At 69.7% G+C, this 23,936-nt stretch carries 24 protein-coding genes; 15 read left to right on the forward strand and 9 right to left on the reverse strand.

Annotation, left to right across the window (positions count from 1 at the left end):
- Positions 1-79 precede the first annotated feature (79 nt).
- From FN976_RS22800 to nhaR, 4 genes are read left to right on the forward strand one after another with little or no spacing between them, the layout of a single operon-like run.
- Positions 80-1,060 carry a quinone oxidoreductase family protein gene (locus tag FN976_RS22800; protein WP_145895376.1) on the forward strand — a complete coding sequence of 327 codons (981 nt, stop codon included), beginning with the start codon at positions 80-82 and terminating at the stop codon, positions 1,058-1,060.
- A gap of 13 nt (positions 1,061-1,073) precedes the next feature.
- The gene (locus FN976_RS22805) at positions 1,074-1,832 is read left to right on the forward strand and encodes a glutathione S-transferase family protein (protein ID WP_145895377.1); all 759 of its coding nucleotides are present in this window, start codon (positions 1,074-1,076) and stop codon (positions 1,830-1,832) included.
- A 17-nt stretch (positions 1,833-1,849) separates the two neighbouring features.
- Entirely contained in the window at positions 1,850-2,566 is a 717-nt protein-coding gene (locus FN976_RS22810; RefSeq protein ID WP_145895378.1) for a GntR family transcriptional regulator, read from the forward strand.
- Positions 2,567-2,581: 15 nt separating this feature from the next.
- Positions 2,582-3,463: a transcriptional activator NhaR gene (gene nhaR, locus FN976_RS22815; RefSeq protein ID WP_145895379.1), complete on the forward strand. Its 882-nt coding sequence runs from the start codon at positions 2,582-2,584 to the stop codon at positions 3,461-3,463.
- Between the two features lie 4 nt (positions 3,464-3,467).
- Here nhaR and FN976_RS22820 read toward each other — a convergent pair whose 3' ends face one another.
- A complete protein-coding gene (locus tag FN976_RS22820) occupies positions 3,468-4,388 on the reverse strand; it encodes a Tim44 domain-containing protein (RefSeq protein WP_145895380.1) in 921 nt (306 codons plus the stop codon).
- Positions 4,389-4,536: 148 nt separating this feature from the next.
- On the opposite strand from FN976_RS22820, the gene FN976_RS22825 reads away from it, so the two are divergent.
- On the forward strand, positions 4,537-5,757 hold the full coding sequence (locus FN976_RS22825) for a serine hydrolase domain-containing protein (protein ID WP_145895381.1): 1,221 nt from the start codon (positions 4,537-4,539) through the stop codon (positions 5,755-5,757).
- Positions 5,758-5,772: 15 nt separating this feature from the next.
- On the opposite strand, the gene FN976_RS22830 is transcribed toward FN976_RS22825, so the two are convergent.
- A complete protein-coding gene (locus FN976_RS22830) occupies positions 5,773-6,048 on the reverse strand; it encodes a YkvA family protein (protein WP_145895382.1) in 276 nt (91 codons plus the stop codon).
- A gap of 161 nt (positions 6,049-6,209) precedes the next feature.
- On the opposite strand from FN976_RS22830, the gene FN976_RS22835 reads away from it, so the two are divergent.
- Positions 6,210-7,238: a DUF3592 domain-containing protein gene (locus tag FN976_RS22835; RefSeq protein WP_186511106.1), complete on the forward strand. Its 1,029-nt coding sequence runs from the start codon at positions 6,210-6,212 to the stop codon at positions 7,236-7,238.
- On the opposite strand, the gene FN976_RS22840 is transcribed toward FN976_RS22835, so the two are convergent.
- Positions 7,168-7,779, reverse strand: coding sequence for a hemerythrin domain-containing protein (locus tag FN976_RS22840; RefSeq protein ID WP_145895384.1), 612 nt, complete (start codon positions 7,777-7,779; stop codon positions 7,168-7,170). The two genes, FN976_RS22835 and FN976_RS22840, sit on opposite strands and share 71 nt — an antisense overlap.
- A 94-nt stretch (positions 7,780-7,873) precedes the next feature.
- Between FN976_RS22840 and FN976_RS22845 the strand changes: the two genes are divergently transcribed.
- From FN976_RS22845 to FN976_RS22880, 8 genes are read left to right on the forward strand one after another with little or no spacing between them, the layout of a single operon-like run.
- Positions 7,874-8,533: a TetR/AcrR family transcriptional regulator gene (locus FN976_RS22845; protein ID WP_145895385.1), complete on the forward strand. Its 660-nt coding sequence runs from the start codon at positions 7,874-7,876 to the stop codon at positions 8,531-8,533.
- Between the two features lie 35 nt (positions 8,534-8,568).
- Positions 8,569-8,937 (forward strand): PhlB family protein, encoded by a 369-nt coding sequence (locus tag FN976_RS22850; RefSeq protein WP_145895386.1) that lies wholly within the window; start codon positions 8,569-8,571, stop codon positions 8,935-8,937.
- On the forward strand, positions 8,934-10,088 hold the full coding sequence (locus FN976_RS22855) for a thiolase family protein (RefSeq protein ID WP_145895387.1): 1,155 nt from the start codon (positions 8,934-8,936) through the stop codon (positions 10,086-10,088). Before FN976_RS22850 ends, FN976_RS22855 begins: the two co-directional genes overlap by 4 nt.
- Positions 10,089-10,100: 12 nt before the next feature.
- On the forward strand, positions 10,101-10,892 hold the full coding sequence (locus FN976_RS22860) for an enoyl-CoA hydratase/isomerase family protein (protein ID WP_145895388.1): 792 nt from the start codon (positions 10,101-10,103) through the stop codon (positions 10,890-10,892).
- Positions 10,893-10,909: 17 nt separating this feature from the next.
- Positions 10,910-11,722: an SDR family NAD(P)-dependent oxidoreductase gene (locus tag FN976_RS22865; RefSeq protein ID WP_145895389.1), complete on the forward strand. Its 813-nt coding sequence runs from the start codon at positions 10,910-10,912 to the stop codon at positions 11,720-11,722.
- A 10-nt stretch (positions 11,723-11,732) separates the two neighbouring features.
- On the forward strand, positions 11,733-12,746 hold the full coding sequence (locus FN976_RS22870) for an NAD(P)H-dependent flavin oxidoreductase (RefSeq protein WP_145895390.1): 1,014 nt from the start codon (positions 11,733-11,735) through the stop codon (positions 12,744-12,746).
- Positions 12,743-14,278: an AMP-binding protein gene (locus FN976_RS22875; protein ID WP_145895391.1), complete on the forward strand. Its 1,536-nt coding sequence runs from the start codon at positions 12,743-12,745 to the stop codon at positions 14,276-14,278. Before FN976_RS22870 ends, FN976_RS22875 begins: the two co-directional genes overlap by 4 nt.
- A 30-nt stretch (positions 14,279-14,308) precedes the next feature.
- Complete coding sequence (locus tag FN976_RS22880) at positions 14,309-15,271, forward strand: Bug family tripartite tricarboxylate transporter substrate binding protein (RefSeq protein ID WP_145895392.1); 963 nt, start codon at positions 14,309-14,311, stop codon at positions 15,269-15,271.
- A 5-nt stretch (positions 15,272-15,276) separates the two neighbouring features.
- Here the strand turns inward: FN976_RS22880 and FN976_RS22885 are convergent, their stop codons facing one another.
- From FN976_RS22885 to FN976_RS22895, 3 genes are read right to left on the reverse strand one after another with little or no spacing between them, the layout of a single operon-like run.
- The gene (locus FN976_RS22885) at positions 15,277-16,059 is read right to left on the reverse strand and encodes an SDR family oxidoreductase (RefSeq protein WP_145895393.1); all 783 of its coding nucleotides are present in this window, start codon (positions 16,057-16,059) and stop codon (positions 15,277-15,279) included.
- Positions 16,059-17,240, reverse strand: a complete 1,182-nt coding sequence (locus FN976_RS22890; RefSeq protein WP_145895394.1) for an acetyl-CoA C-acyltransferase — start codon at positions 17,238-17,240, stop codon at positions 16,059-16,061. Before FN976_RS22890 ends, FN976_RS22885 begins: the two co-directional genes overlap by 1 nt.
- A 17-nt stretch (positions 17,241-17,257) precedes the next feature.
- Positions 17,258-19,342, reverse strand: a complete 2,085-nt coding sequence (locus FN976_RS22895; protein ID WP_145895395.1) for a 3-hydroxyacyl-CoA dehydrogenase NAD-binding domain-containing protein — start codon at positions 19,340-19,342, stop codon at positions 17,258-17,260.
- Between the two features lie 248 nt (positions 19,343-19,590).
- On the opposite strand from FN976_RS22895, the gene FN976_RS22900 reads away from it, so the two are divergent.
- The gene (locus FN976_RS22900; RefSeq protein WP_186511107.1) at positions 19,591-20,739 is read left to right on the forward strand and encodes an MFS transporter; all 1,149 of its coding nucleotides are present in this window, start codon (positions 19,591-19,593) and stop codon (positions 20,737-20,739) included.
- On the opposite strand, the gene FN976_RS22905 is transcribed toward FN976_RS22900, so the two are convergent.
- From FN976_RS22905 to FN976_RS22915, 3 genes are read right to left on the reverse strand one after another with little or no spacing between them, the layout of a single operon-like run.
- On the reverse strand, positions 20,693-21,943 hold the full coding sequence (locus tag FN976_RS22905) for a TetR/AcrR family transcriptional regulator (protein ID WP_145895397.1): 1,251 nt from the start codon (positions 21,941-21,943) through the stop codon (positions 20,693-20,695). The genes FN976_RS22900 and FN976_RS22905 overlap by 47 nt on opposite strands.
- Positions 21,940-22,971 (reverse strand): ABC transporter ATP-binding protein, encoded by a 1,032-nt coding sequence (locus FN976_RS22910; RefSeq protein ID WP_145895398.1) that lies wholly within the window; start codon positions 22,969-22,971, stop codon positions 21,940-21,942. The genes FN976_RS22905 and FN976_RS22910 overlap by 4 nt, the downstream gene beginning before the upstream one ends.
- Complete coding sequence (locus FN976_RS22915; RefSeq protein WP_145895399.1) at positions 22,952-23,935, reverse strand: ABC transporter ATP-binding protein; 984 nt, start codon at positions 23,933-23,935, stop codon at positions 22,952-22,954. The genes FN976_RS22910 and FN976_RS22915 overlap by 20 nt, the downstream gene beginning before the upstream one ends.
- Position 23,936: the final 1 nt, after the last annotated feature.

The following is a 23,936-nucleotide window of genomic DNA, read 5'->3' on the forward strand; positions in this document are numbered from 1 at the left end:
GCATAGAACTTATAAAAATACACAGAGGGTTTTTCCGTATTTTTATAAACGAAGCCGGCGCTTGTAATCGATCGACGCCATGCAGAGCCGTGCCATCCACATCCACCGCCACGGCGGCCCCGAAGTCCTGGAGCAGGTCGAGGTCGAGGTGCCCCTGCCCGCGCCTGGCGAGGTCACCATCCGCCAGACCGCCATTGGCCTGAACTTTGCGGACATCTACCAGCGGCGCGGCTCGCACGGCCCGCATGCCGCGGCGCCGTGGCCCATCACGCTGGGCGCCCAGGGTGCTGGGGTGATCGAGGCAGTGGGCGAAGGCGTGAGGAACTTGCGCCCTGGCGATCCGGTCGCCTATCTGCAGCCCGGCGGCTATCAGGTGACACGCAACGTGCAGGCGGACCGCGTGGTTTCGCTGCCGACCGGCATCTCCGAGGAAGCAGCGGGCGCCAACCTGCTGCGCGGGCTCACGGCTGAATACCTGCTGCGCCGCCTGTTCGTGGTCCGGCCGGGCGATGCCGTCCTGGTCCACGCGGCCGCGGGCGGCATGGGCGTCCTGCTGTCGCAATGGGCGCGCGCGCTGGGTGCCACGGTCATCGGCACCGTCGGTTCGCCGCAGAAAGCCGAGGTGGCGCGTGCCCACGGTTGCCACCACGTGATCGACTACCGCCAGGAAGACTTCGCCGCCAGGACCCTGGATCTCACCGGCGGCCAGGGCGTCGCCGTCGTGTACGACGCCGTCGGCAAGGACGTCTTCGTGCCGTCGCTGCGGTGTCTGCGCCCGCGCGGCATGGCCATCAACTACGGCACGGCCTCCGGTGACGTCGAAGGCTTCGACCTGCAGCTGCTGCATGCGAAATCACTGAGCGTGTGCCGGCCGACGCTGCGCACCTTCGTGGCCGACCCGCGGGAACTCCGCGCGGCGGCGCAGGCGCTGTTCGACATCGTCGCGCAAGGCCAGGTGCGGCTGGAGGTCGGCCAGCGCTACCCGTTGGCGGAAGTCCGGCGCGCGCATCACGACCTCGAAAACCGGCTGACCACGGGTGCGCCGGTCCTTGTTCCTTGACCACCCCCCGCCCATGAGACTGTTTCACGCCTGGTTGTCCAGTGCCTCGCGCCGCGTGCGCCTGTGCCTGGCCGAGAAGAACCTGCCCTACGAAGGCATCGCCGTCGACCTCAGCCGGCAGGAACAGCACGCGCCCGAGTTCCTCGCGATGAATCCGAATGGCGTGGTTCCGGCGCTCGAACTCGCGCCCGGCCGCTTCCTGCATGAGAGCTCCACGATCTGCGAATACCTGGACGATGTGCAACCACAACCGCCCCTGCGGCCCGCGGACGCGTACGACCGCGCCGTCATGCGCAACTTCGTCCGCTGGACCGACGAGAAGTCACTGCCCAACCTGTTGATCCTCAACTGGAGCCTGATGCTGCAGCCCGCCGCCAGCCAGTGGAGCGATGCGCAACTGCAGGAGAAGCTGGGACGCATCCCCACACCTGAACGCCGGGAGGCCTGGGTCCGTATCGCCCGCAAGCCCTACACCGGCGAAGAAAAAGCGGTGGCCCTGGCGAAACTGCTGGAACTGGTGGACAAGATGGAGGCAATGCTGCTGGCGTCGCCCTGGCTCGTCGGCGGGCAGTATTCGCTAGCCGACATCGCAGCGGCGCCCTTCATCGCGCGGATCGCCGAGCTCGCACCCGAAGCGCTGGCGGAACAGGCGCATCCGCGCGTGCACGCCTGGTGGCAGGCGATGCAGCAGCGTCCCGCCTTCGCGGCGGCGCGCTTCCAGCGGTTCAGCGAGGTGCAGCAGCAGCGCGAGGACGCAGCGCGTACCGGCTAGCTATGATCGCGCAAGCCATGCAGACCTCCCCCCGCATCAATCTCAGCGACCGGATCCGCGAGGCCGTCGAGGCCGAAATCGTGTCCGGGAAGCTGTTCGCCGGCTCGCGCATCGACGAGCAGGAACTGATGGAGCGCTTCAACGTGTCGCGCACGCCCGCCCGCGAAGCGATCCAGCAGCTGATCTCCGCCGGCCTGGTGACGAACGTGCCACGCCATGGCGCCGTGGTGGCGACGCTGTCGCTCACCGAATACATCGCCATGCTGGAGATGCTCACCGAGCTCGAAGGCCTGGCCGCCCGCCTCTCCGCGCGCCGCATGCCCGCGGCCCAGCGGCGCGCGCTGGAAGAAGCGCTCGACGCGTGCGACGCCGCCGCCGCGCGGGACGACTCCGAGGCCTACGACAAGGCGAATCGCTGGTTCCACGAGACCATCTACGACGGCAGCCTGAACGACGTGCTGGCGCGCCAGCTGCGGCTGATGCGCCTGCGCATGCGGCATCCGCAGCGGTCGCTGTTCGACCGGCCGAACCGCATCAGGAATTCGCTGGCCGAGCACCGCGCCATCCTCGACGCCATCCTGGCGGGCGACGAAGTCGCCGCGGCCCGGGCGATGGCCATGCACATCTCGAGCGGCGGCAACGTGTATGTCGACGCCGTCGCGCGGGGCCGGGTCGAGCGTGAAGCGGTTCCACCCGCTGCCGCACCGGCCAGGCTGAAGTCCCGCGTCGCGTGAGGCAAACTGGAGCGCATGGCCGCTCCACTGAACTACCGGCATCTCTACTACTTCTGGGTCGTTGCCAAGGAGGGCGGCATCGCGCGCGCCGCCGAGCGCCTGGAAATGGCGATCCAGACGGTGAGCGCCCAGGTGCGGGCACTCGAACAGTCCCTGGGTTACGCCCTCTTCAAGCCCGCGGGCCGTGCACTGGCACTGACTGAAGCCGGCCAGGCGGCGCTGACCTATGCCGACCAGATTTTCCAGCTGGGCGAGGAATTGCCGGAAGCGGTGCGCGATGCAGCCACAGGCCAGGCCTTGCGCCTGCGCGTGGGCATGTCCGACGGGCTGCCCAAGCTGGTGGTGCGGCAATTGCTGCACCCGGTCGTCGAAACCGGGGCCCGCTTGCTGTGCCACGAGGATGAATTCGACCGGCTGCTCGCCGACCTGGCCCTGCACCGGCTGGACGCGGTCCTGTCCGACCGCGCGGCGCCCGCCAACCCGAACCTGCGGCTCTACAGCCACAAGCTTGGCGAAGCGCCGTTGGCCTGGTTCGCCCCGGCGTCGTTGTTCGCCAAGCGCCGTCCTGGGAAGTTTCCGGCCTGCCTGGCGACGCTGCCCCTGCTGCTGCCCACGGGACACACCGCGGTGCGGCCGCGCATCGATCAATGGCTGGAACGGGAAGGACTGCGCCCGCGCATCGCGGGCGAGTTCGAAGACAGCGCCTTGCTGGCCGCCTTCGGCTTGAGCGGCATGGGGGCTTTCCCCGCATCCAGCTGGTCGCAGGCCGAACTGGTGGCGGACCCGCGGCTCGTGCTGCTGGGCGAGACGCCCCAGCTCGTGGAAGCCTTCTACCTGATCTCCGCGGAGCGCCGCATCCATCACCCCCTGGTGCAGCGGCTCCTCGGAGAGCCCTGAGCCCTTAGGCCTGGGCCTGCTGGATGCCCGCGACGACCCAGCCGCCGAAGCCGGTCCGCGGCTTCGTCAGGTGCCAGATCTCATCGAGGTCTTCCGGCACGGCGCCGTGCTGTTCCCGCACGCTGCCGGTGAAGCGGACGCTGACGATGTACTGGTCGGCTTCCTCGAACACCCCGGTCACCTGCGCCTCCAGGCCGAACACTTCGGTGTTCTGTTTCTCATCGCCGCGTGCCCGGACTTCCTCGCCGATGACCTCGAACATCTCGGGCGTGAGGTAGTCGCGCAGCCGGTCGAGGTCGCGCGCATCGTTGGCCGCCTGCAGTGCCATGAACTGCGTCTTGGCGTTGCGCGAGAACGCGGCGACGTCGAAGTCGGCGGGAATCGCGCCGGCCTGCGGCATGGCTGCGGCGCCGCCCAGGGCGGAGCCGATGCGGGTGCCGCCGCCCAAAGGCGTGCCCCCCAGCGGCGAGCCACCCAGCGAAGAGCGCTGCATGCCAGAGCCCGCCATGGCCGGCGACATGCCGGCGGCGGCGCGCTTGCGCATGATGAACGCGACCACCGCCAGACCCACCATCACGAGCAGACCGATCAGCATCATGTTGGCCATGGCTTCACCGAAGCCGAGGTGCGAGGCGAGCGCCATCAGGCCGATACCGGCGGCCAGGCCGGCCAGCGGGCCCATCCAGCTGCGCTTGGTGGCGGCCGCGGCCGCGGCGGGTGCTGCCGCAGCGGCAGCCGTGCCGGCGGCCGGGGTGGCGGCGCCGGGCGTGTTCGGCGTGGCGGCCGGCGGGGTGGCCGGCTGCGTGGTCTGCTGGCGCTGCATCCCGCTGTTGCGGGCGCCGCCCAGGCGTTTGGCTTCGGCGTCCAGCGCGGCAGTCATGCCGAGCGCCAGGACGACGGCGAAAATGCCCAATGCTTTCTTCATGCGAATCTCCTTCAAGAGTGGCGCCAGGGTACACCCATTGACCTCGGCTGTGAAAGCAGAGTATCGCGACGTTTGACTCAGCAAAAGACGAACCCCGGCCCGGCCGCGGTTTCCGGCTTATCTTCCATGCTTTGCCCCAAGGACTCCGATGAAGTTGAGGCGCATTGGCTGGGCCGCGCTCGGGCTGCTGGCAGCAGCCGCAACCGCGGGCTGGTTCAGCCTGGACAAGGAAACGCGCGGTTGGCTGGCCACGCTGCCGACCAACCGCGACCTGCTGTTCTGGAGCCAGCCCCAGCGGGATGCCGCCTTCCGCGCGCTCGATCGCCTGCCCGTGCTGGCCAAGTCGCGGCCCATCGCGCCAAGTGCCACGCCGATGCCGCTGCCGCCCGGCCCGACGCTGAAGCTGCCGCTGGACATCGACACCTTCATGGCCGGCCAACGCAGCGCGGCGCTGCTGGTGGTGCACGACGGCAAGATGCGGCTCGAACGCTATGGGCTCGACTTCGACGCCAACGGCCGCTGGACGGTCTTTTCGGTGGCGAAGTCCATCACCTCCACCCTGGTCGGGGCCGCCATCCGCGACGGCCACATCCGCTCCATGGACGACAAGGTGACCGACTACATCCCGCAGATGAAAGGCTCCGCGTACGACGACGTGAGCGTGCGCCAGTTGCTGACCATGACCTCCGGCGTGCGCTGGAACGAAGACTACGCCGATCCGAACTCGGACGTCGCGCAGTTCACCAAGCACAAGCCCGAGGAAGGCGTCGACGCGCTCGTCAGCTACCTGCGGCGCCTGCCGCGCGAAGTGCCGGCCGGGACCCGGTGGAACTACAGCACCGGAGAAACCAACCTGGTCGGCATCCTGCTGAGCCAGGCGACCAGGAAACCGCTGGCGACCTACCTGTCGGAAAAGATCTGGGTACCCGCCGGCATGGAGCAGCCGGCCACCTGGATCCTGAACCGGACCGGCCAGGAGATCAGCGGCTGCTGCATCCAGGCCGCGCCGCGTGACATCGCGCGCTTCGGGGTGTTCATCGCCGGCGGCGCCCGTGTCAATGGCCAGAGCATCGTTCCGGAGGGCTGGCTGGCCGAAGCCACCACGGCACGCACCGCCATCGGCCAGCCCGACCGCGGCTATGGCTATCAGTGGTGGACCTACGCCGACGGCACCTTCGCCGGACGCGGCATCTTCGGCCAGGGCCTCTTCATCGACCCGAAGCGCAGGATCGTCGTCGTGACCAACGCCAATTGGGCCGGCGGCGCGCGCGACCCTGCCGCCAGGGATGCGCGGGAAGCTTTCTACCGGACGGTGCAGAAGGCAGTGGACGACGAGGCGGCCAGTGCGGGCGGCGCCGTCAAGCCGTGACGCACCCAGCCGGCATCAGGCGTCGCGGCGCACCGAGGGGGAGTTCGCCACCTCGGCCGGCAAACGCTTGAGCAACCAGCGGATCGCGAAGGGCACGATGATGATGTCGTCCAGCACGCCGATGAACGGCAGGAAGTCAGGGACCACGTCGATCGGCGACACCAGGTAAAGCAAGATCAGCGCCGTGCCGACCTTGAGCCAGCCGGGCGCGGCGGGATGGCGCAGCGCGAACCAGAGCTGGCGCGCATCGCCTCGCACCACCGTCCAGAGCAAGGCAACCCGTTTCCACATGATGCTTCCTTTCGTGCCGGCTTCCGCAGCCGGCGCTTGGCCGCACATGGCACCGGCCGCGCCGGATTCAAGAGGCGCCAGGTGCGACACTGCGCCCAGGAGGATTGGCGATGGAAGGTCAGTGCCGGAGCGGCCGCGGATGGCTCAGCCGTGGCGCGTGCATGCTGCTGGCGTTCGCCGCCGCGGCAGGCGCGGCCGAGCCACCCACCGCCCGTTTCATCGAGCCGCCACGCCAGGTAGTGGCCGGCCAAGCCTTCGACCTTCGCTTCGAACTGCACAACCCCGGGGAGGCGGTCAACTACAGCCGCCTGCAGTTCGACTTGCCGCCGGGCTTCCTGCTCGCCGCCCCGGCCGGGCCGGACTGCGTGGCGCGCTTTTCGCCGCAAGACCGGCAACTGGTCTACGAAGGGCCACTCGAACCGGGCCAGCGCTCGCCCTGCCGCGTGCGCCTGGTGGTGGCGCCGGACACATCCACCCATGCGAGCCTGCAGGTGCGTGTGTTCACGCCGCCGGAGCGTCACGCGGGCGACGTGGTGCCCCTGGAGATCGGCCAGCCGGTGGCGCCGGCCGCGGTGACGCTGGGCGGCTTCGGCATCACGCGCGCCGGCCTGGTGGTGATGGGACTCCTCGCGCTCGGCGGCCTGTGGATGCTGGCGCAGCACTTGCGCGCACGGACGGGGCGCGGCGCGCGGGCCCAACGCGGGTTCGAGCAGGGATTGCCGCTGGTGGTGGTGTTCTGCCTGGGCTTCCTCGCGTACTTCGGCTCCATGGCATGGGACGATGCCCGCACGCTGCAAGCCTGGCAGACGGCGCGCTGCGACGTGCTGGACGCCAACGTCCGGCATGAAAGCGCTGGCGGATCCAGCCGGGCGGCGCCACGCAACCCGGCCACGGAGAAGGTCCACAAGCCGGTGTTCTCGCTGCGCTATGACGTGAACGGCCGCAGCATGCAGTCGATCGGCTTTTCGACAGAGAGCCGGCTCAGCTACACGGCGGGCGAAGTGGCCGAAGTGCTGGACGATTTCCAGCGCGCCGGCAGCGTGCCTTGCTGGTACGACCCCGAGGTGCCCGGCCGCGTGATGGTCCTGCGCGGCTTCGGCGGCGCGTACTTCTTCGCGCTCATCCCGCTGGGTGTGCTGGCGCTGCTGGCTTGGGCGGTTGGGCCGCGGCGCCGCCGGACGCGAACCTGACGTCACGCCGCCGCTTCATGTCGTCACCCATCGCCGCCAGCGCCTGCGCGTCCATCGCCGCGCGTGCCGCCGGATAGGCGACCTGCTCTTCCGCCACGATGTGCGAGGCGTAGAGGTTGGCGAATGCGTCGATCGCAGCGCTTTCGTCCGGCTGCAGCGTGCCCAGCTGGCCTGCCGAGATTGGCGTCAGCAGCCCGCGGACATGCGCCCACTGGCTCTCCATCTCGACGTGCTCCGCCTGCAGCTGCCGCACCGTCCGCGTCACCGCGGGGTCCCCCGCGGCCAGCAGCGGCGGGAACACGTGCAACTCCTCGTCCTGGTGATGCGGCGGCGCCGCCTGGTCGAAGTAGCGCATCACGTCGACGGCAGCCTGCTGAGCCTGCCCGTCCGCGCCGTGCGTGCCAAGGTGCTCGCGCAGGCGCTGCAGCAAGGCCAGCGTGCGGTGCAGCCGTTCATGGCACGCCTCCAGCATGCCGAACGGTTGCTCGAAGCTCGGGCCCGGTGCCGAGCCGGGCGCCTGGATCTGGGTGGGGCGGGTCATGGCGGCCAGTATCGCGCCGGGCAAGCACGCATGGACGCGGCCACCCATTTAACTTACTTGCGAAGCCGCCAACAAGTATCTACACTCGCGCCCCATGCAAACCGCCACGGCGCCCGCCGGCACCGCATCCACCACCAGGCCACCCCGCCGCAAGCAGGCGGAGCGCGTGGCGGAGTCCGACCGGCGGATGATCGACGCGGCCATGCGGCTGATCGCGAGCGGCGGCTACAGCCAGACCACGCTGGCCAACATCGGTGTCGAAGCCGGCTACAGCCGGGGCCTGGTGCAGCACCGCTTCGGCTCCAAGGACAAGTTGCTGGAAGCCTTGATCAACCAGGTGGCCAACGACCACCGCGAACGCCTGCTGCCCAAGCTGCGCGGCCTGGCCGGCATCGAGGCGCTGGAATGCGAGATCGACAGCTACCTGGAGGGTGTCGACCAGCCTTCCGTGAGCTCGCGCGCCTTTTTCGTGCTGATGCTCGAGTCGATCGGACCCGCGCCGCATGTGCGCCAGGTTTTCGCGGAGATCAGCAAGCGCTGGCACGATGCACTGGCCGGGCAGATCCGCAAGGGCCAGAAAGCCGGCGAGATCCGAAAAGACGTGGATGCCGCGATGGAAGCGCAACTGCTCATCGCCGCGGTCCGCGGCCTGCGCATGCAGTCGATGCTGTCGCCCGAAACAAGCCGGATCGCCCTTCCGCTCGCCGCGCTGAAGCGCGACCTGCGGCGGCGCCTGCTCGCGCCGCCCCGCTGAGCGCCCGGCCTTCCGATCCCCATCCCACCCCCGCCATGAATGAACCTTCCCAGGTGATGACGTTGCTGCTGGCGCTCTGCGCACGCTGCGGCGGCCACACGTTCCCGGCCGGCACCTACGGCTGCCGCGTGTGTGGCGCGCCAGCGCAGCAGCTGCGGCCCGTGGCGTGCGAAGCCGCGACGCTGCGCAACGCGGTGACGGTGCACAGCGAGCTCGCGCCGGGGTTGCCCGTGCCCTGCGTCATCGGCGAGGTCGAGCTGGCGCCCGGCCTCATCGAAGAGGCGCTGATCGACGTCGCGTCCGAGGCGCAGCTCACGCTCGGGATGTCGCTGCGGCCCGTCTGCGGCAATGACGCCGCCGGCAAGCCGCTGTGGCGCTTCGTCCCCGCCGGAGCCGCAAGATGAGCGAACTCCTGCAGCGCAACCCGGTCCACGTGATCGGCATCGGGATGCACCCCTACCAGTTCCCGACGGAGACGCCCTACGTGCAACTGGGACTGCATGCGATCCGGGAAGCGCTGGCCGATGCGGGCATCGAATGGAAGCAGCTGCCGCTCGCGGTGGTCGGTACCGCGGCGCTCGGCATGGCCACCGGCCGCGTCATGCTGCGGCATCTCGGCTCCAGCGGCCTGGAAGTGGAACAGGTGGAAAACGCCTCCGCTTCAGGGTCGACCGCCTTCCGCATCGCGTGCCTGCAGGTCGCGGCGGGCGAACGCGACGCCGCCCTCGCCGTCGGTGTGGACAAGTTTGGCGACGGTCGCCGCGCGGTGCTGAAAGACGGCCTGGCGCCGCTCAGTCCGACAGCCAACATCCCGCTGGTCAAGTTCGCGCTGTTGGCCCGGCGCTGCATGCGTGAGTACGGCCTGACGCTGGAAGACCTGGGTCACGTGGCCGTGAAGAACCATGGGAACGCGGCGCTCAATCCCTACGCCCAGTTCCGCAAACCGCGCACGCTGGAGCAGGTGCTGGGCGGCGCCAAGATTGCGGGCGACCTCACGGGCCTGCAATGCACGCCGCGCGGCGAAGGCGCGGCCGCCGTGATCGTCGCCAGTGAAGACGGGTTGCGGCGCCTGGGCGTCGACCGGCGCCGTGCCATCCGCGTGCTTTCGTCGGTCTCCACCAGCGAGCGCCTCGCCGATGAAGCACCGCCCGGCGTGCCGCCGATCGTGGAGATGGTGCGCGAGTCGTCGCAGGCGGCCCTCGACGCGGCCGGCCTCCATGCCAAAGACCTCGACCTCGTCGAGCTGCACGACGCCTTCAGCATCGAGGAGATCGTCTACAGCGAGGCCATCGGCGTCTGCGGCCGCGGCGAGGGCGCGCGCTACCTGCGCAGCGGCGCGTCCGCCATCGGGGGAGACTGCGCCATCAATGCATCGGGCGGTCTGATCGGCATGGGCCACCCGCTCGGCCCGACGGGCATTGGCCAGGTGGCCGAGATCGTGCGGCAGTTGCGCGGCGAAGCCACCGGCCGCCAGCACCCCGGGGCCCGCGTGGGCCTGGCCCACATGATCGGCCTCGGGTCGGTTGCCGTCGCCCACGTTCTCGCCCGCGAATAAGGATTGCGCCGAATGAACTTCGAAACCCTGTTGTACGAGGTCCGCGACGGCGTCGCGCTCGTCACCTTGAACCGGCCCGACCGGATGAACTCGATTGGCGGCCCGATGAAGGACGAGCTGCGAATCGTCTTCACCGACCTCGCCCGCAACGACGACAGCGTGCGCACCGTCGTCATCACCGGCGCGGGCGACAAGGCCTTCTGCGCAGGCGCGGACATCAAGGAGCGCGCCGGTTCCACGCTGCCGTTGCCGGCGTATCACCTGAAGCAGAAGGCGACGCACGAACTCTTCCGGACGATCGAGACGTTCGAGAAGCCCGTGATCGCGGCCATCAACGGCGTCGCGCTCGGCGGCGGGCTGGAGATCGCCCTGTGCGCGGACGTGCGCATCGCGGCGCGGCACGCCAAGCTGGGTTTGCCCGAAGCACGCATCGGCGCCCTGCCCGCGGCCGGGGGCACGCAGCGCCTGCCGCGGCTGGTCGGACCCGGCTGGGCCAAGCAGCTGATGCTGACCTGCGACCACATCGACGCCGAGCAGGCTTTGCGCATCGGCCTGGTGACGGAAGTGACCGACGCCGGCCAGCTGCTGCCCGCCGCGCTGGCCATGGCGGCCCGCATGGCGGCGAATGCGCCGCTCTCCCTGCGCTTCATCAAGCACGCGATCGACCTGGGCCTGCAAGTCGGCATCGAAGCAGGGCTGGAATACGAACGCTACGCCGCGGCCATCGTCGTCAGCAGCGAAGACCGCAAGGAAGGCATGCGCGCCTTCGTCGAGAAGCGCAAGCCCGTGTTTCGCGGCATCTGAAACCAACAGGAACATCGATGGACTTGAATCTGAGGGGCCGCACGGCGTTCATCACCGGCGGCGGCCAGGGCGTCGGGCGTGGCATCGCGCTGCAGCTGGCCGAGGAAGGGGCGCGGGTCGCGGTCAACGACTTCTTCGCCGAGCGCGCCGAAGCCGTGGCCGCGGAGATCCGCGCCGCCGGCGGCCAGGCGCACGCGGCACCCGCCGACATCACCGACAAGGCCGCCATCGAAGCCGCGATCGCCGGTGCCGTCCAGGCGCTCGGTCCCATCGACATCCTGGTGAACAACGCCGGCGTCACGGTGGAGCGCCGCGAGAAGGGCGGCATGGCGCCGCTGTTCCTGGAGACGCAGCCGGACGACTGGGAGAAGATTCTCGCGCTCAACGTGTGGGGCATGCTGCATTGCTGCCATGCCGTGCTGCCCGGCATGCGCGAGCGCCGCTGGGGCAAGATCGTCAACATCATGTCCGAAGCGGGCCGGGCCGGCGAGGCTCGGCTCGCCGTGTATTCCGGCGCCAAGGCCGCCATGCTCGGCTTCGCCAAGGCGATCGCGCAGGAGCATGGGCGCGACTGCATCAACGTGAACACGATCGCGCTGGGTGCCGTGTCGCACGAGGGCATCAAGAAGGGACCGCTGTCCCCGGAAGCCACGCCCGAGACGGACGAGCGGCTGGGCAAGATGCTGGGCGCCTACCCGATCGCGCGCGGGCTGCGGCGCCTCTCGCGGCCGGACGATGTCGCGCCGCTTGTCTGTCTGCTGGCCTCGGACCGCGCTGCCTACATCACGGGGCAGAGCATCGGCGTGAGCGGCGGCTACGTGATGCTTTGAGGGGCGACGCATGACGGCCACTGCCGCCCCCTGGCGCACTCCGCTGACCGCGCTGTTCGGCGTCCGCTATCCGGTCCTGGCGGGCGGCCTCATGTGGCTGTCGGATGCACCGTACGTCGCCGCGCTGGTTCGGGCGGGAGCGATGGGCTTCATGACGCCCCGCTCGTTCGACAGCCTCGCCGTGTTCCGGCAGGAGCTGCGCCGCTGCCGCGAGTTGTGCCAGGGACTGCCCTTCGGCGTGAACCTGACCTTGTCGAACCGCATGGAGGCGAACCACGAAGTTCCGGCACAGGTGGGAGTGGCGATCGAAGAGGGCGTGCGGCATTTCGAGACGGTCGGGCCATCGCCCGGTGTGCTGTTCGAACGCATCCACGCGGCAGGCGGGGTGGTGATCCACAAATGCGCCTTCGTCGAACATGCGCGCAAGGCGGAAGCAGCGGGGGCCGACGCCGTTGCTCTGGTCGGCATGGAAGCCGGCGGCCACCCCGGCATGAACGAGCTGCCGACGTCCGTGCTGTGCGCCCTGGCGCTGGAGACCTTGCAGGTCCCGGTGGTCTGGGGCGGCGGGATCGGGCATGGCCGGCAGATCGCCGCCGCGCTCGCCATGGGCTGCGCCGGGGTGGTCATCGGCACGCGCTTCCTGGTGGGCGATGAAGTGGGGGCGCACCCGGACTACAAGGACCATCTCGCCGGTCAGCCGGCGCAGGCGTCCACGGTCGTCCTGCGCAGCACCGGCAACCCCTGGCGCGTGCTCGACAACGGCACGGCCCGGGAAGTCCGGCGGCGCGAGGATGCGGGCGCCCGCACCTACCCCGAGTTCGGTGCCCTGGCGCTCGGACGCACCGGGCGTGACGGTGCCTATCGCGGCGGCGACATCGACGAGGGCTTGCTCTCGATGGGACCGGCCATCGGCTTCGCGCGGCGGCGGGAGCCGCTCCAGGCGATCGTCGACGGCCTGATGACGGAGGCGGCGCAAGTGCTGGCGAAGGTGCGGCAACTGGTGCCAGCAGGAACACACGCATGAAGCCCGAAGACCAGGTCATCCACTGCGGCAACCGCCGTGTCACCGGCACCGCGCTGCGCGAGCAGGCGGCGCGGGCCGCTACCGGGTTCGCGTCCCTGGGCCTGCGCCAGGGCGACACGGTGGCCGTGATGCTGCGCAACGACATCCCTTACCTCGTGCTCATGCTGGCGCTGGGACGCCTGGGCGTGCACCTGGTGGCGGTGAACTGGCACTTCCGCCGGGAAGAGGCCGAGCATGTGTTGACCGACTGCGGCGCCCGGGTCCTGGTCGTGCATGCGGACCTCTGGCCCGGGCTGGCGCCGGTGGTGCCCGCCGGGATGACGGTGATCGTCGTGCCCACGCCTTCGGAACTGCTGGCAAGCTACGGCGCCGAACCGGCGCGCGTCCCCTTGGGTGCCCACGATTGGCTTTCATGGGTGGACAGTTTCGCGCCCCACGCCGAGGCGCCGCTGCCGGCTGTCGGCAGCATGCTCTACACCTCCGGCACCACCGGCAAGCCCAAGGCCGTGATGCGGCTGCCCGGCACGCCGCGCCAGCACGAGGGCGCCGCGCGCATCCGCTCGCACGCCAGCCAGGCCGCCGAAGGGATGCGCACGGCGATCGTCGCGCCGCTCTATCACGCCGGCCCCAACGCGGCCGCCCGGGTGGCGCTGGAGCTCGCGGCCGTGATCGTCGTGCTCCCGCGGTTCGACGCCGAGGAACTGCTGGTCGCCATCGCCACGCACCGCCTCACGCACCTGTCGATGGTGCCGATCATGTTCGTGCGGCTGCTCAAGCTGCCGCCCGAGGTGCGCGCCCGCCACGCTGTGCAATCGCTGCGCAACGTCACCCATGGTGGAGCGCCGTGCGCACCGGACGTCAAGCGCGCGATGCTGGAATGGTGGGGACCCATCGTCAGCGAGACTTACGGCTCGACCGAGGCCGGCCTCGTCACCTTTGCCCGCGCGGAGGAGTGGCTGGCCAAGCCGGGAACCGTCGGGCGGCCTTTTCCAGGAACCCGGATCCGCGTGCTGGACGAGGCGGGGCGCGAACTGCGTGCCGGCGAAGTGGGCGAGATCGTGGTGGACCCGGGCGAAAACGCCCTGCCCTTCACCTATCGCAACAACCCCGAGGCGCGGGCCGCGGTCGACCGCGACGGCTTCATCGCCAACGGCGATGTCGGCTACCTCGACGAAGAGGGATTCCTGTTCGTCACCGACCGGCGCCGCGACATGATCATTTCCGGCGGCGTGAACATCTACCCCGCCGAGATCGAGCACGTGCTGCTCGCCTCGCCGGAGGTCGCCGACTGCGCCGTCTTCGGCATCCCCGACGCCGAGTACGGGGAGGCGGTTGCGGCCGCCGTCGTTCCGGCAGCGGGCGCGACTCCCACCGCCGAAGGGCTGCGCGCCTGGGTGCGCGAGCGGCTCGCCGGCTACAAGGTGCCCCAGGTCGTGGAACTCCGCGACAGCCTTCCGCGCGAAGGCATGGGCAAGGTTTTCAAGCAGCAGCTGCGCGCGCCCTACTGGGAACGCGCCGGCCGCCGAATCTGAGTTCACGTCATTTCATTTGAGGAGACATCCATGATCACTCGACGTGCCTGCCTGCTGGCCCTGTCCGCGGGCCCCTTCGCCGCACGCGCGCAAGCGTCCTACCCCACCAGGCCGGTGCGACTGCTGGTCGGCTTCGCCGCCGGCGGCATCACCGACATCACCGCCCGGCAGGTGGCGGAAGCGATGGCGCCGTTCCTGGGGCAAGCCCTCGTGGTCGAGAACAAGGCCGGCGCGGGCGGCAACATCGCCAGCGCCGAGCTGGCCCGCACCACGCCGGACGGCTACACGCTGATGGTCGCTTCGCCAGGGCAGTTGGTGGTCAACCCGCTGACGCAGAAATCCGTGGGCTTCGACCCCAAGACGGAGTTCAGCCTGGTCGGGCTGATCAACACCAGCCCCTTCGTGGTGGTGGTCCCGGGGAACTCGCCCTTCAAGTCGGCCGCCGAACTCGTCGCGTGGGGCAAGCAGCATCCGGGCAAGCTCAGCTTTGCTTCGCCCGGCATCGGCACCACCATGCACATCGGCGGGGAGATGCTCAATGCCCTGGCGGGCGTGCAGGCGGTCCACATTCCGTACAAGGGCGGCGCGCAGTCGACGGCCGACCTCGTGGCAGGCCGGGTGGATTTCATGATCGACAGCCTCGGCGCGGTCTCGGGCCAGGTCGAATCGGGCCAGCTGCGCGTGATCGGCGTGACCAGCCCAGGAAAGATGACGCGCTTCCCGGATGCCCAGCCGATGAACACCCTGTACCCCGATTTCGAGCTGTCTTCCTGGCTGGGGCTGGTGGGTCCGCCCCGGATGCCCGCCGACGTGGTGACCCTGCTGGCCAGCGCCCTCGCCAAGGCCGTGAGGACGCCGAAGTTCGTGGAGACCGTGGAGAAGCGCGGCAGTTCGGTGGCCGATACATCCCCCGCCTACTTTGCCGCGCACCTGAAGCGCGAACGTGAACGGATCGAGCGGACAGTGGTGAAGTCGGGCCTGCGGCTCGACTGAAGGGGTCAGGCCGGCTTCCGCGCGGCCTCTGCCTTGCGCCGCAGCTTGCGCATGCCGCCCAGCCAGCGATCCACGTCAGCCGCCTTCCCGCGCACATAGTCCAGCACCTCGGGGTGCGGCAGCACCAGGAAGCGCTCGTCGCGCATCGCGGCAACGACGTCGTCCGCCACCTGCTCGGGCGACACCATGTTGTCCTGCAGGAAGCTCTTGCGGTCGCCATCCTTGCCCATCAGCATCGGCGTTCGCACGCCCTGGGGGCAGAGGCAGCTCACGCGGATGCCCTGGTCGCCGTACTGGATCGAGAGCCACTCGGCCAAGGCGACCGCCGCATGCTTGGTGACGGCGTATGTCGCTGACTCCGGATGCGACAGCAGGCCCGCGGCCGACGCGGTCTGCAGCAGGTAGCCTTCGCCGCGCTCGATCATCTGCGGCACCACCGCGCGGGCCGCGTACACGTGGCCCATCAGGTTGACGTCCCAGGAGCGTTGCCAATCATCGTTCGCGCCCAGGCCACCGCCGGTCGCGATGCCGGCGTTGGAACACAACACATCGACACGGCCGAAATGCGAGGTGGCTTGCGCAACCATCGCCTGGACCTGGGCTTCGACACCGATGTCGACGCGCAGGGCGAGGCCACCCACTTCGGCGGCCACAGCCTGGGCGGGCGTTTCGTCCCGATCCGCGACCACGACCCCCGCCGCGCCCTCCTGCGCGAAGCGCCGCACCAGCGCCGCGCCGATGCCGCTGGCGCCGCCGGTCACCAGAATGACCTTGCCCCTCAGCTCCATCAGGCGACCTCGAACAGCCCGGCGGCTCCCTGCCCGCCACCGATGCACATGGTCACGACCACGTACTTCGCGCCGCGCCGCTTGCCTTCGATCAGTGCGTGGCCGGTCAGGCGCGAGCCGCTGACGCCGTAGGGGTGGCCCACCGCGATGGCGCCGCCGTTCACGTTCAAGAGCTCGTCCGGGATGCCCAGCTTGTCGCGGCAATACAGCACCTGCACGGCGAAGGCTTCGTTCAGTTCCCACAGGCCGATGTCCGAGACCTTGAGCCCGGTGCGTTCCAGCAGCCGCGGGATGGCGTAGACGGGGCCGATGCCCATTTCGTCCGGCTCGCAACCCGCGACCGCGAAGCCGCGGAAGATGCCGAGCGGCTGCAGGCCGCGTTTCTCCGCCAGCTTGGCGTTCATCAGCAGGCACACGGAAGAGCCGTCGCTGAACTGGCTGGCGTTGCCGGCGGTGATGACCCCTCCCGGCATGGCCGATCGGATCTTGCTCACGCCTTCCAGCGTGGTGTCGGGGCGGATGCCCTCGTCGGAGGAGATCGTCACTTCCTTGCGCGTCAGGCGGCCCGTGGCCTTGTCGACCACACCCATCACCGTGGTCATGGGGACGATCTCGTCATTGAATTTGCCGGCCGCCTGCGCCGCCGCGGCGCGCAGCTGGCTGCGCACGCCGTACTCGTCCTGCGCGTCCTTCGGGACGCCGTAGCGCTTGGCGACCTGTTCGGCCGTCTGCAGCATGCTCCAGTAGATCTCGGGCTTCTGCGCCATCATGGCCGGGTCGACGCGCATGTGGCGGTTGGTCTCGTTCTGCACGCACGAGATGCTTTCGACACCGCCCGCGACCATCACCGGCACCTGGTCCACGATGATGCGCTGCGCCGCCATGGCGATGGCCTGCAGGCCCGAGGAACAGAAGCGGTTGATGGACACACCGGCGGTGGTCACCGGCAGCCCGGCGCGCAACGCGGCGACACGCGCGATGTTGCCGCCCGTGGTGCCTTCCATCAGCGACATGCCGAGGATCACGTCCTCGACCTCGCCCGGGTCGACTTTGGCACGCTGCACGGCATGCTGGATCGAATGCGCGGCGAGCGACGCGCCGTAAGTCATGTTGAATGCGCCCTTCCAGCTCTTGGCCAGGCCGGTGCGCGCGGTGGAGACGATGGCGACTTCGGTGCTCATGGGGATGGTCCTTGCGATCAGGAGAAGGTCTTGCCTTCTTCGGCCAGTTTCAACAGCAGTGGCGCCGGCTGCCACGACGGGTCGGCACCCGGCGCGGCGGCGAAGCGCTTCAGCGCCCGCACGACATTCGGCAGGCCGACGGTGTCGGCATACAGCATCGGGCCGCCGCGGTGCGCCGGGAAGCCGTAGCCGTTCAGGTAGACGAGGTCGATGTCGCTGGCGCGCGCCGCGATGCCTTCTTCCAGGATGCGGGCGCCCTCGTTCACCAGCGCGAAGATGCAGCGCTGCACCACCTCCTCGTCGCTCACCGCGCGCGGCGTGATGCCGTTGGCCGCGCGGTACTCGGTGATCAGCTGCTCAGTCACCGGATCCGGGATCGGGTCGCGCTTGGCCGCCTCATAGCGGTACCAGCCGGCGCCCGTCTTCTGGCCGAAGCGGCCGGCTTCGCACAGCTTGTCGGCGACGATGGGCTTCATCTCCACGCCGGCCTCGGCCGCCTTGCGCTTGCGCGTCGCCCAGCCGATGTCGAGCCCGGCCAGATCGCCCATGCGGAACGGACCCATCGCCAGACCGAACTTCTGCAACGCGCCGTCCACCTGCTGCGGCAGCGCGCCGGCGTTGATCAAGCCCTGCGCGGCGGCGCCGTAGCGCGCGATCATCCGGTTGCCGATGAAGCCGTCGCACACCCCGGACACGACGGCAATCTTCTTGATCTTCTTCGCCAGCGCCATGCTGGTGGCCAGCACGTCGGGGGCGGTCTTCGCGCCACGAACCACCTCCAGCAGGCGCATCACATTGGCCGGGCTGAAGAAGTGCAGGCCCAGCACGTCGGCCGGCCGCTTCGTGAACGACGCGATCTTGTCGATGTTCAGGTACGAGGTGTTCGACGCGAGGATGGCACCGGGCTTGCAGACTTCGTCGAGCTTGCGGAAGACCTGCTCCTTCACGTCCATGTGTTCGAACACGGCTTCCACCACGAGGTCGACATCGGCGAAAGGTGCGTAGTCCAGCGTCGGAGTGATCAGCGCCATGCGCTGCTCGACCTGCTCCGCGGTCAGCTTGCCCTTCTTGGCCGAGTTCTCGTAGTTCTTGCGGATGATGCCCAGGCCCTTGTCCAGCGCCTCCTGCTTCGTCTCCAGCAGCACGACGGGAATGCCCGCGTTCAGGAAATTCATCGTGATGCCGCCGCCCATCGTCCCGGCGCCGATCACGCCCACCTTCCTGATTTCACGCAAGGGCGCGCCTTCCGGCAGGCCGGCGATCTTGCCGGCGGCGCGTTCGGCGGCAAACACGTGGCGCAGCGCGCGCGACTCGGGCGTGTTCATCAGTCCCATGAAGGTCTCGCGCTCGATGCGCAGTGCCTCGTCGATCGGCTTGCTGATGGACAGCGCCACCATCTCCAGGCATTTCAGGGGTGCCGGGTACGGGCCGGCCATGGCACCCACCGTGTTGCGGGCGAACTGCAGGAAGGCTTCGGCCTGCGGGTCTTTCACCTTCAGGTCGCGCAGGCGCTTGAGTGGCAGCTTCTCCGCGACCACCCGCTCGGCGAACGCGACCGCGGCCGCCACCGGATCGCCTTCCGTCACTTCATCGAAGAGCGCCGTGCCCTTGAGCTTCGCCGCGGGCACCGTCGCGCCCGAGACGATCATGTTCAATGCCGCTTCCAGGCCGATGGCGCGCGGCAGGCGCTGCGTGCCCCCCGCGCCGGGCAACAGGCCCAGCTTCACTTCCGGCAGCGCGATCTGCGCGTCGGCCTTGGCGACACGATAGTGGGCACCCAGCGCGAGTTCGAGGCCGCCGCCCATGCACACACCAGCGATCGCCGCGACCACGGGCTTGGTGGCGTCTTCGAGCGCGGCGATGAGGACCGGCAGGCGAGGCTCTTGCGCTGCCTTGGCGGTGCCGAACTCCTTGACGTCGGCGCCGCCGGAGAACGCCCGGGCGGTGCCGGTCAGCACAATGGATTGCGCGTCGTTGTCCGCCAGCGCGCGATCGAGCGCGGCCAGCAAGTCGGTGCGCAACGTGGCACCAAGCCCGTTGATCGGCGGGTAGTCGAGGGTGATGACGGCGGTGCGGCCGCGGACTTCGTAATGGCTGCTCATGCAAGCGTCTCCTGGTGATGCGGGACCGGGCTTCTGCAGCGCAGAACCTGGCTTCAATTTCGCGTCTGGATGCTAGCATCGGCCCCTCTTTCCGCGAGTCGCATGCATGACGAAGCCCGGCGCTTGTTCGCGCTCCCACGAGACCGAGGCAGGGCAGTCGCTGCGCTCGAACGCGGTGCCCGCGCTGGCCCCGCCACCGGAGCGTGCCTCTGCCTGATCCAGACACTGCGTCGCCGCCGCCTTCGCGCGTGGCTGGGCTGCTCTCCCTGACACTGTTGACGGGCACGGTGAACGGCGTCTCGCGTGTGGCCCTGCCGCTGTATGCGGCGTCGCTCGGCGCCGAGGCCTGGCAGGTGGGGCTCACCGGCGGCATGGGTTACACCGGGATGCTGCTGCTGGCTTTGCCGATGGGCGCGTGGATCGACCGCCATGGCAGCCGCCCGCTCTTCCTGCGCGGCATCGCGCTCGCGGCCACGCTCTACCTGCTGCTCGCGGGCAGCCACGCGGTGTGGCAGGCGGTGCTGCTCACCGCGTTGCTGGGGCTGGTGGTGCCCTTGCGGGCGATTCCCATCCACACCGAATTCCTGGCGATCCTGCCGAGCTTGAGTCCTTCGCGAGCCGGCTGGAACCGCGCGGCCAACATGACAGGCATGTTCTTCCTGGGCCCTGCGATCTCCGCCGCGGCGATCGCTGCCGTCGGGTTCTCGCGCGTGTTCGCCGGGGTGGCCTGCGGCTTGCTGGTGGCGGGCCTGGTGGGAAGGCGCGTGCTGGGCTCCGTCACCGCCGGACCGGCCGGCGTCGACGCGCCACTGGCGGAACGCGTTCGCTTGCAGTTCGAGCTGTTGCGCGGGCACGCGGACCTGCGCCGCACCATGGCCATCGATTTCCTCACGCAGATGGCGGTGGCCTACTTCGTGGTGTTCGGGATCGTACTGGCCGTGCGCGTCGCGGGCATGCCGCTCCAGCTGGCGGCGGGATTGGTCACGTTCCAGGGCGCGGTCTACGTGGTGACGCTGCTGGCAGCGGGCAAGCTGGTGGCCCGGCTGCCGGCGGGCCGCTGCTACCGCGTGGCGCTGGCGCTGCTCGCCGCCGAATGCCTGCTGTACGGACTCGCGCCGCAGCCGATGATGCTCTGGATCGGCGCGGGGCTGATGGGGGTGGGCGTCGGTGTGCAGGGTTTGCTGAGCACCGCGCGCTTCGCCGACATGATGCGGCAGTATGGGCGCGGCCGCATCGGCGGACTGACGGCGGTCGCGCCTCCGGCAGGCGGCGTGCTCGGCGCGATCGGTGGCGGCGTGCTCAGCCAGCACCTGGGCATCGCGGCGGGCTTCCTCGCACTCGGCGTTGCGTTCACGCTGGCCGCGCTGCTTCCCCGCTTTGCCGCGCCAGCCCGGTGAACACCGGCATCGCGTAGAGCTCGAAGGCATTGCCCGCGTGGACGCCGCGCACCCAGCGTTCGAGCTCCGCGGCCGCGTTCAACATGCCGTTGACCAGCTGCGCCGCAACGAACGGGTCCACCACGCGCAACGACCCGTCCTGCATGCCTTCCAGCACCAGCGTCGCGAAGCGCTCGCCCAATCGGCCGAGCGTGCGTCGCATGTCGGTGCGGATGGCTTCGGGCAGGCCCGTCCAGGCCGTCACCCGCAACAGCGGTCCGTGCGCCGAGAGCTGGAACTCCAGCAGCGCGCGGCACGCGATCGCCAGGCGGTCCGCGCCGCTGCCCGGCGCTGCTGCCGCCCCTTGCTGCGCCGCCCGGATGACGGCGAAAGTGCGCTCGAAGCACGCGACGATCAGCTCTTCCTTGGTCGGGTGGTGGTGGTAGAACGAGCCCTTGGTGAGCTTCAGCTCCGCGGCGATGCGGTCGACTGACGCACCGCGATACCCGTGCTCGTTGACCAGCCGCGTGGCCGCCTTCAGGTAGGACGTGCGGGTCGTGTCCCCATCCGCCCCGGTGCCGTCCAGCTCGGCCCAGGGCAGATCGATCTGCGGCGCCTCGGGCAGGCGGCGAGCCGCTGCGATCCCGTGCAGCAGCACGTCGGCGACCCGCTCGCCGACCAGGGCATAGTCGTCGGGTTCATGGCGCGCGATCCAGCCGCGCGTCCAGGACGTCGTCGACAGCAGCAGGTGCGCCCTGGCATTGCGCGCGTCCGCGGCCAGGGCCGGCGCATCGGGCGCGTCGAGCAGCGCGCGCACGCGCCGGAACAGCTGGTTGTAGCTGGACCCCATCGCGGCGCTGTGCGGCGGCGAGATCGTGAGGATCTCGTTGAAGAGAATCAGCTCGGGATGCAGCCCGCGCGCAATCTGCGCCAGCAGGGCCAGGTAGCCGGTGACGAAACCGCGCACGCGCTCTTCGAGCCGGCCGGCACGTGCTGCCGCGTCGGCGCAGGCGCCCATCGCTTCCATCGCGCGTTCGAGGCAGGCGCAGGCCAGGTCTTCCTTGCGGCGGTAGTAGTAGGTCAGGCTGTTCGGTGCCAGCCCCACGTTGCGGGCGACTTCCGACAGCATCCCGCCGTTGATGCCCTGCTGGTTGAAGAGGCGCGCCGCGCCGTCCAGGATGGTTTCGCGCTTGTCCTGGAAGCGGGCGGTGCTTGCCTGGCTCATGCCGCCACAGCTTCCGGGCGGATCGGGATCACGGCCGGATGCAGGTGGCAGGCCGTCGCTCGGCCGGGGCCGAGCTCCACCAGCGGCGGGCTCTCGCGCTTGCACACCTCCATCGCCCGCGGGCAGCGCGTGTGGAAAGTGCAGCCCGAAGGCGGGTTCATCACGCTGGGCACTTCGCCGGTGATCACCTGCCGCGGCCGGGCGGCTTCGGCCTCCGGGTCAGCCACGGGCACCGCCGACAGCAGCGCCTGCGTGTAGGGATGCAGCGGCCGGTCGAACAGCTCGTCGCGGCTGGCGATCTCGACCACGCGCCCGAGGTACATCACCGCCACGCGATGGCTGATGTGCCGCACCACCGCGAGATCGTGGGCGACGAAGAGGTAGGACAGGCCGAGCCGTTGCTGCAGTTCCATCAGCACATTCACCACCTGGGCCTGGATCGACACATCGAGAGCGGACACCGGCTCGTCGCAGATCACCAGGCTGGGTTGCAGCGACAGGGCGCGTGCGATGGCGATGCGCTGCCGTTGGCCGCCGGAAAACTCGTGCGGGTAGCGTTCCGCCATGGCCGGCAGCAGGCCGACGGTGGCGAGCAGCTCGGCGACACGCTCACGATATTCGGCCTTGCTCGCGCACACGCGATGCACCACGAGCGGCTCGCCGACGATGTCGGCGACCTTCATCCGCGGGTCGAGCGAGCCGTACGGATCCTGGTAGACCATCTGCATGCGACGCCGGAAGCTGCCCGTGCTGCGGTCCTGCGCCGTGATGTCCTGGCCTTCGAAGTGGATGCGGCCCGCGGTCACCGGCTGCATGCGCAGCACCGCCAGGGCCGTGGTCGACTTGCCGCAGCCGCTTTCACCGACCAGCCCCAGCGTCTCGCCGCGCCGCACGGAGAACGAGACGCCGTCGACCGCCTTGACCACCCCCACCTGCTTGCGGCGCACGATGCCGCGCTCGATGGGGAAGTGGACCTTCAGGTCTTCGACGCGCAGCAGCTCGGCGGCGTCAGGCGGGGGAGAGTTCATCGCGCAGGCAGGCATGCAGGTGGTCGGCGGAACGATTGTGCAGCAGCGGCCTCTCGCTCCGGCAGGCGGCTCCCGCGTAGGAGCAGCGTGGTGCGAAAGCGCAGCCGGGCGGCAGCGCCGCCAGGTCCGGCGGCGAGCCTTCGATGGGCACCAGGCGCTCGCCGGCGCGGCCGTCGAGCCTGGGCACCGAAGCCAGCAGGCCGCGTGTATAGGGGTGGCTGGGCTCGCGATACAACTTGCGCGCAGGCGCCTGCTCGATCACCCGGCCGCCGTACATCACCACCACCTTGTCGGCGTAGCGGGCCACCACACCGAGGTCGTGCGTGATGAGGATGAGAGAGGCGCCGGTCTCGCGCGTCAGGTCTTTCAGCAGGTCGAGGATCTGCGCCTGCACCGTGACGTCGAGCGCGGTGGTCGGCTCGTCCGCGATGATCAGCCGCGGCTGGCAGGCCAGCGCCATGGCGATCATGGCGCGCTGGCGCATGCCGCCGGAGTACTGGTGCGGCCAGGTGTGGAGGCGCTTGGCCGCGTCGGGAATGCGCACCTTCTCCAGCAGCCCGCGGGCTGCTTCCAGCGCCGCGGGCCACGAGGCCTTGCGGTGCTGCCGCACCGGTTCACCCACCTGCAGGCCGATGGTGAGCGACGGGTTCAGCGAGTTCATCGGCTCCTGGAAGATCATGGCGATGCGGTCACCGCGCACCGACTGCATCTGCCTTTCGGACATCTGGAGGAGGTCCTGGCCCTCGAACAGGATCCGCCCCGCGGCGATGCGGCCGGGCGGCTTCGGGATCAGGCCCAGGATCGACAGCGCCGTGACGCTCTTGCCGGAACCGGACTCGCCGACGATGGCGACCGTCTCGCCCGGCGCCACGTCGAACGAGACGTCGTCCACGGCCGTCACCTCCCCGCGGTCCGTGCGGAACCGCGTGGTCAGCCCGCGTACCGACAAGAGCGGCTCGGTCACC

Origin of the sequence: Caenimonas sedimenti (genome assembly GCF_007833165.1) — a bacterium.
GTDB classification, from domain to species: Bacteria; Pseudomonadota; Gammaproteobacteria; order Burkholderiales; family Burkholderiaceae_C; genus Ramlibacter; species Ramlibacter sedimenti.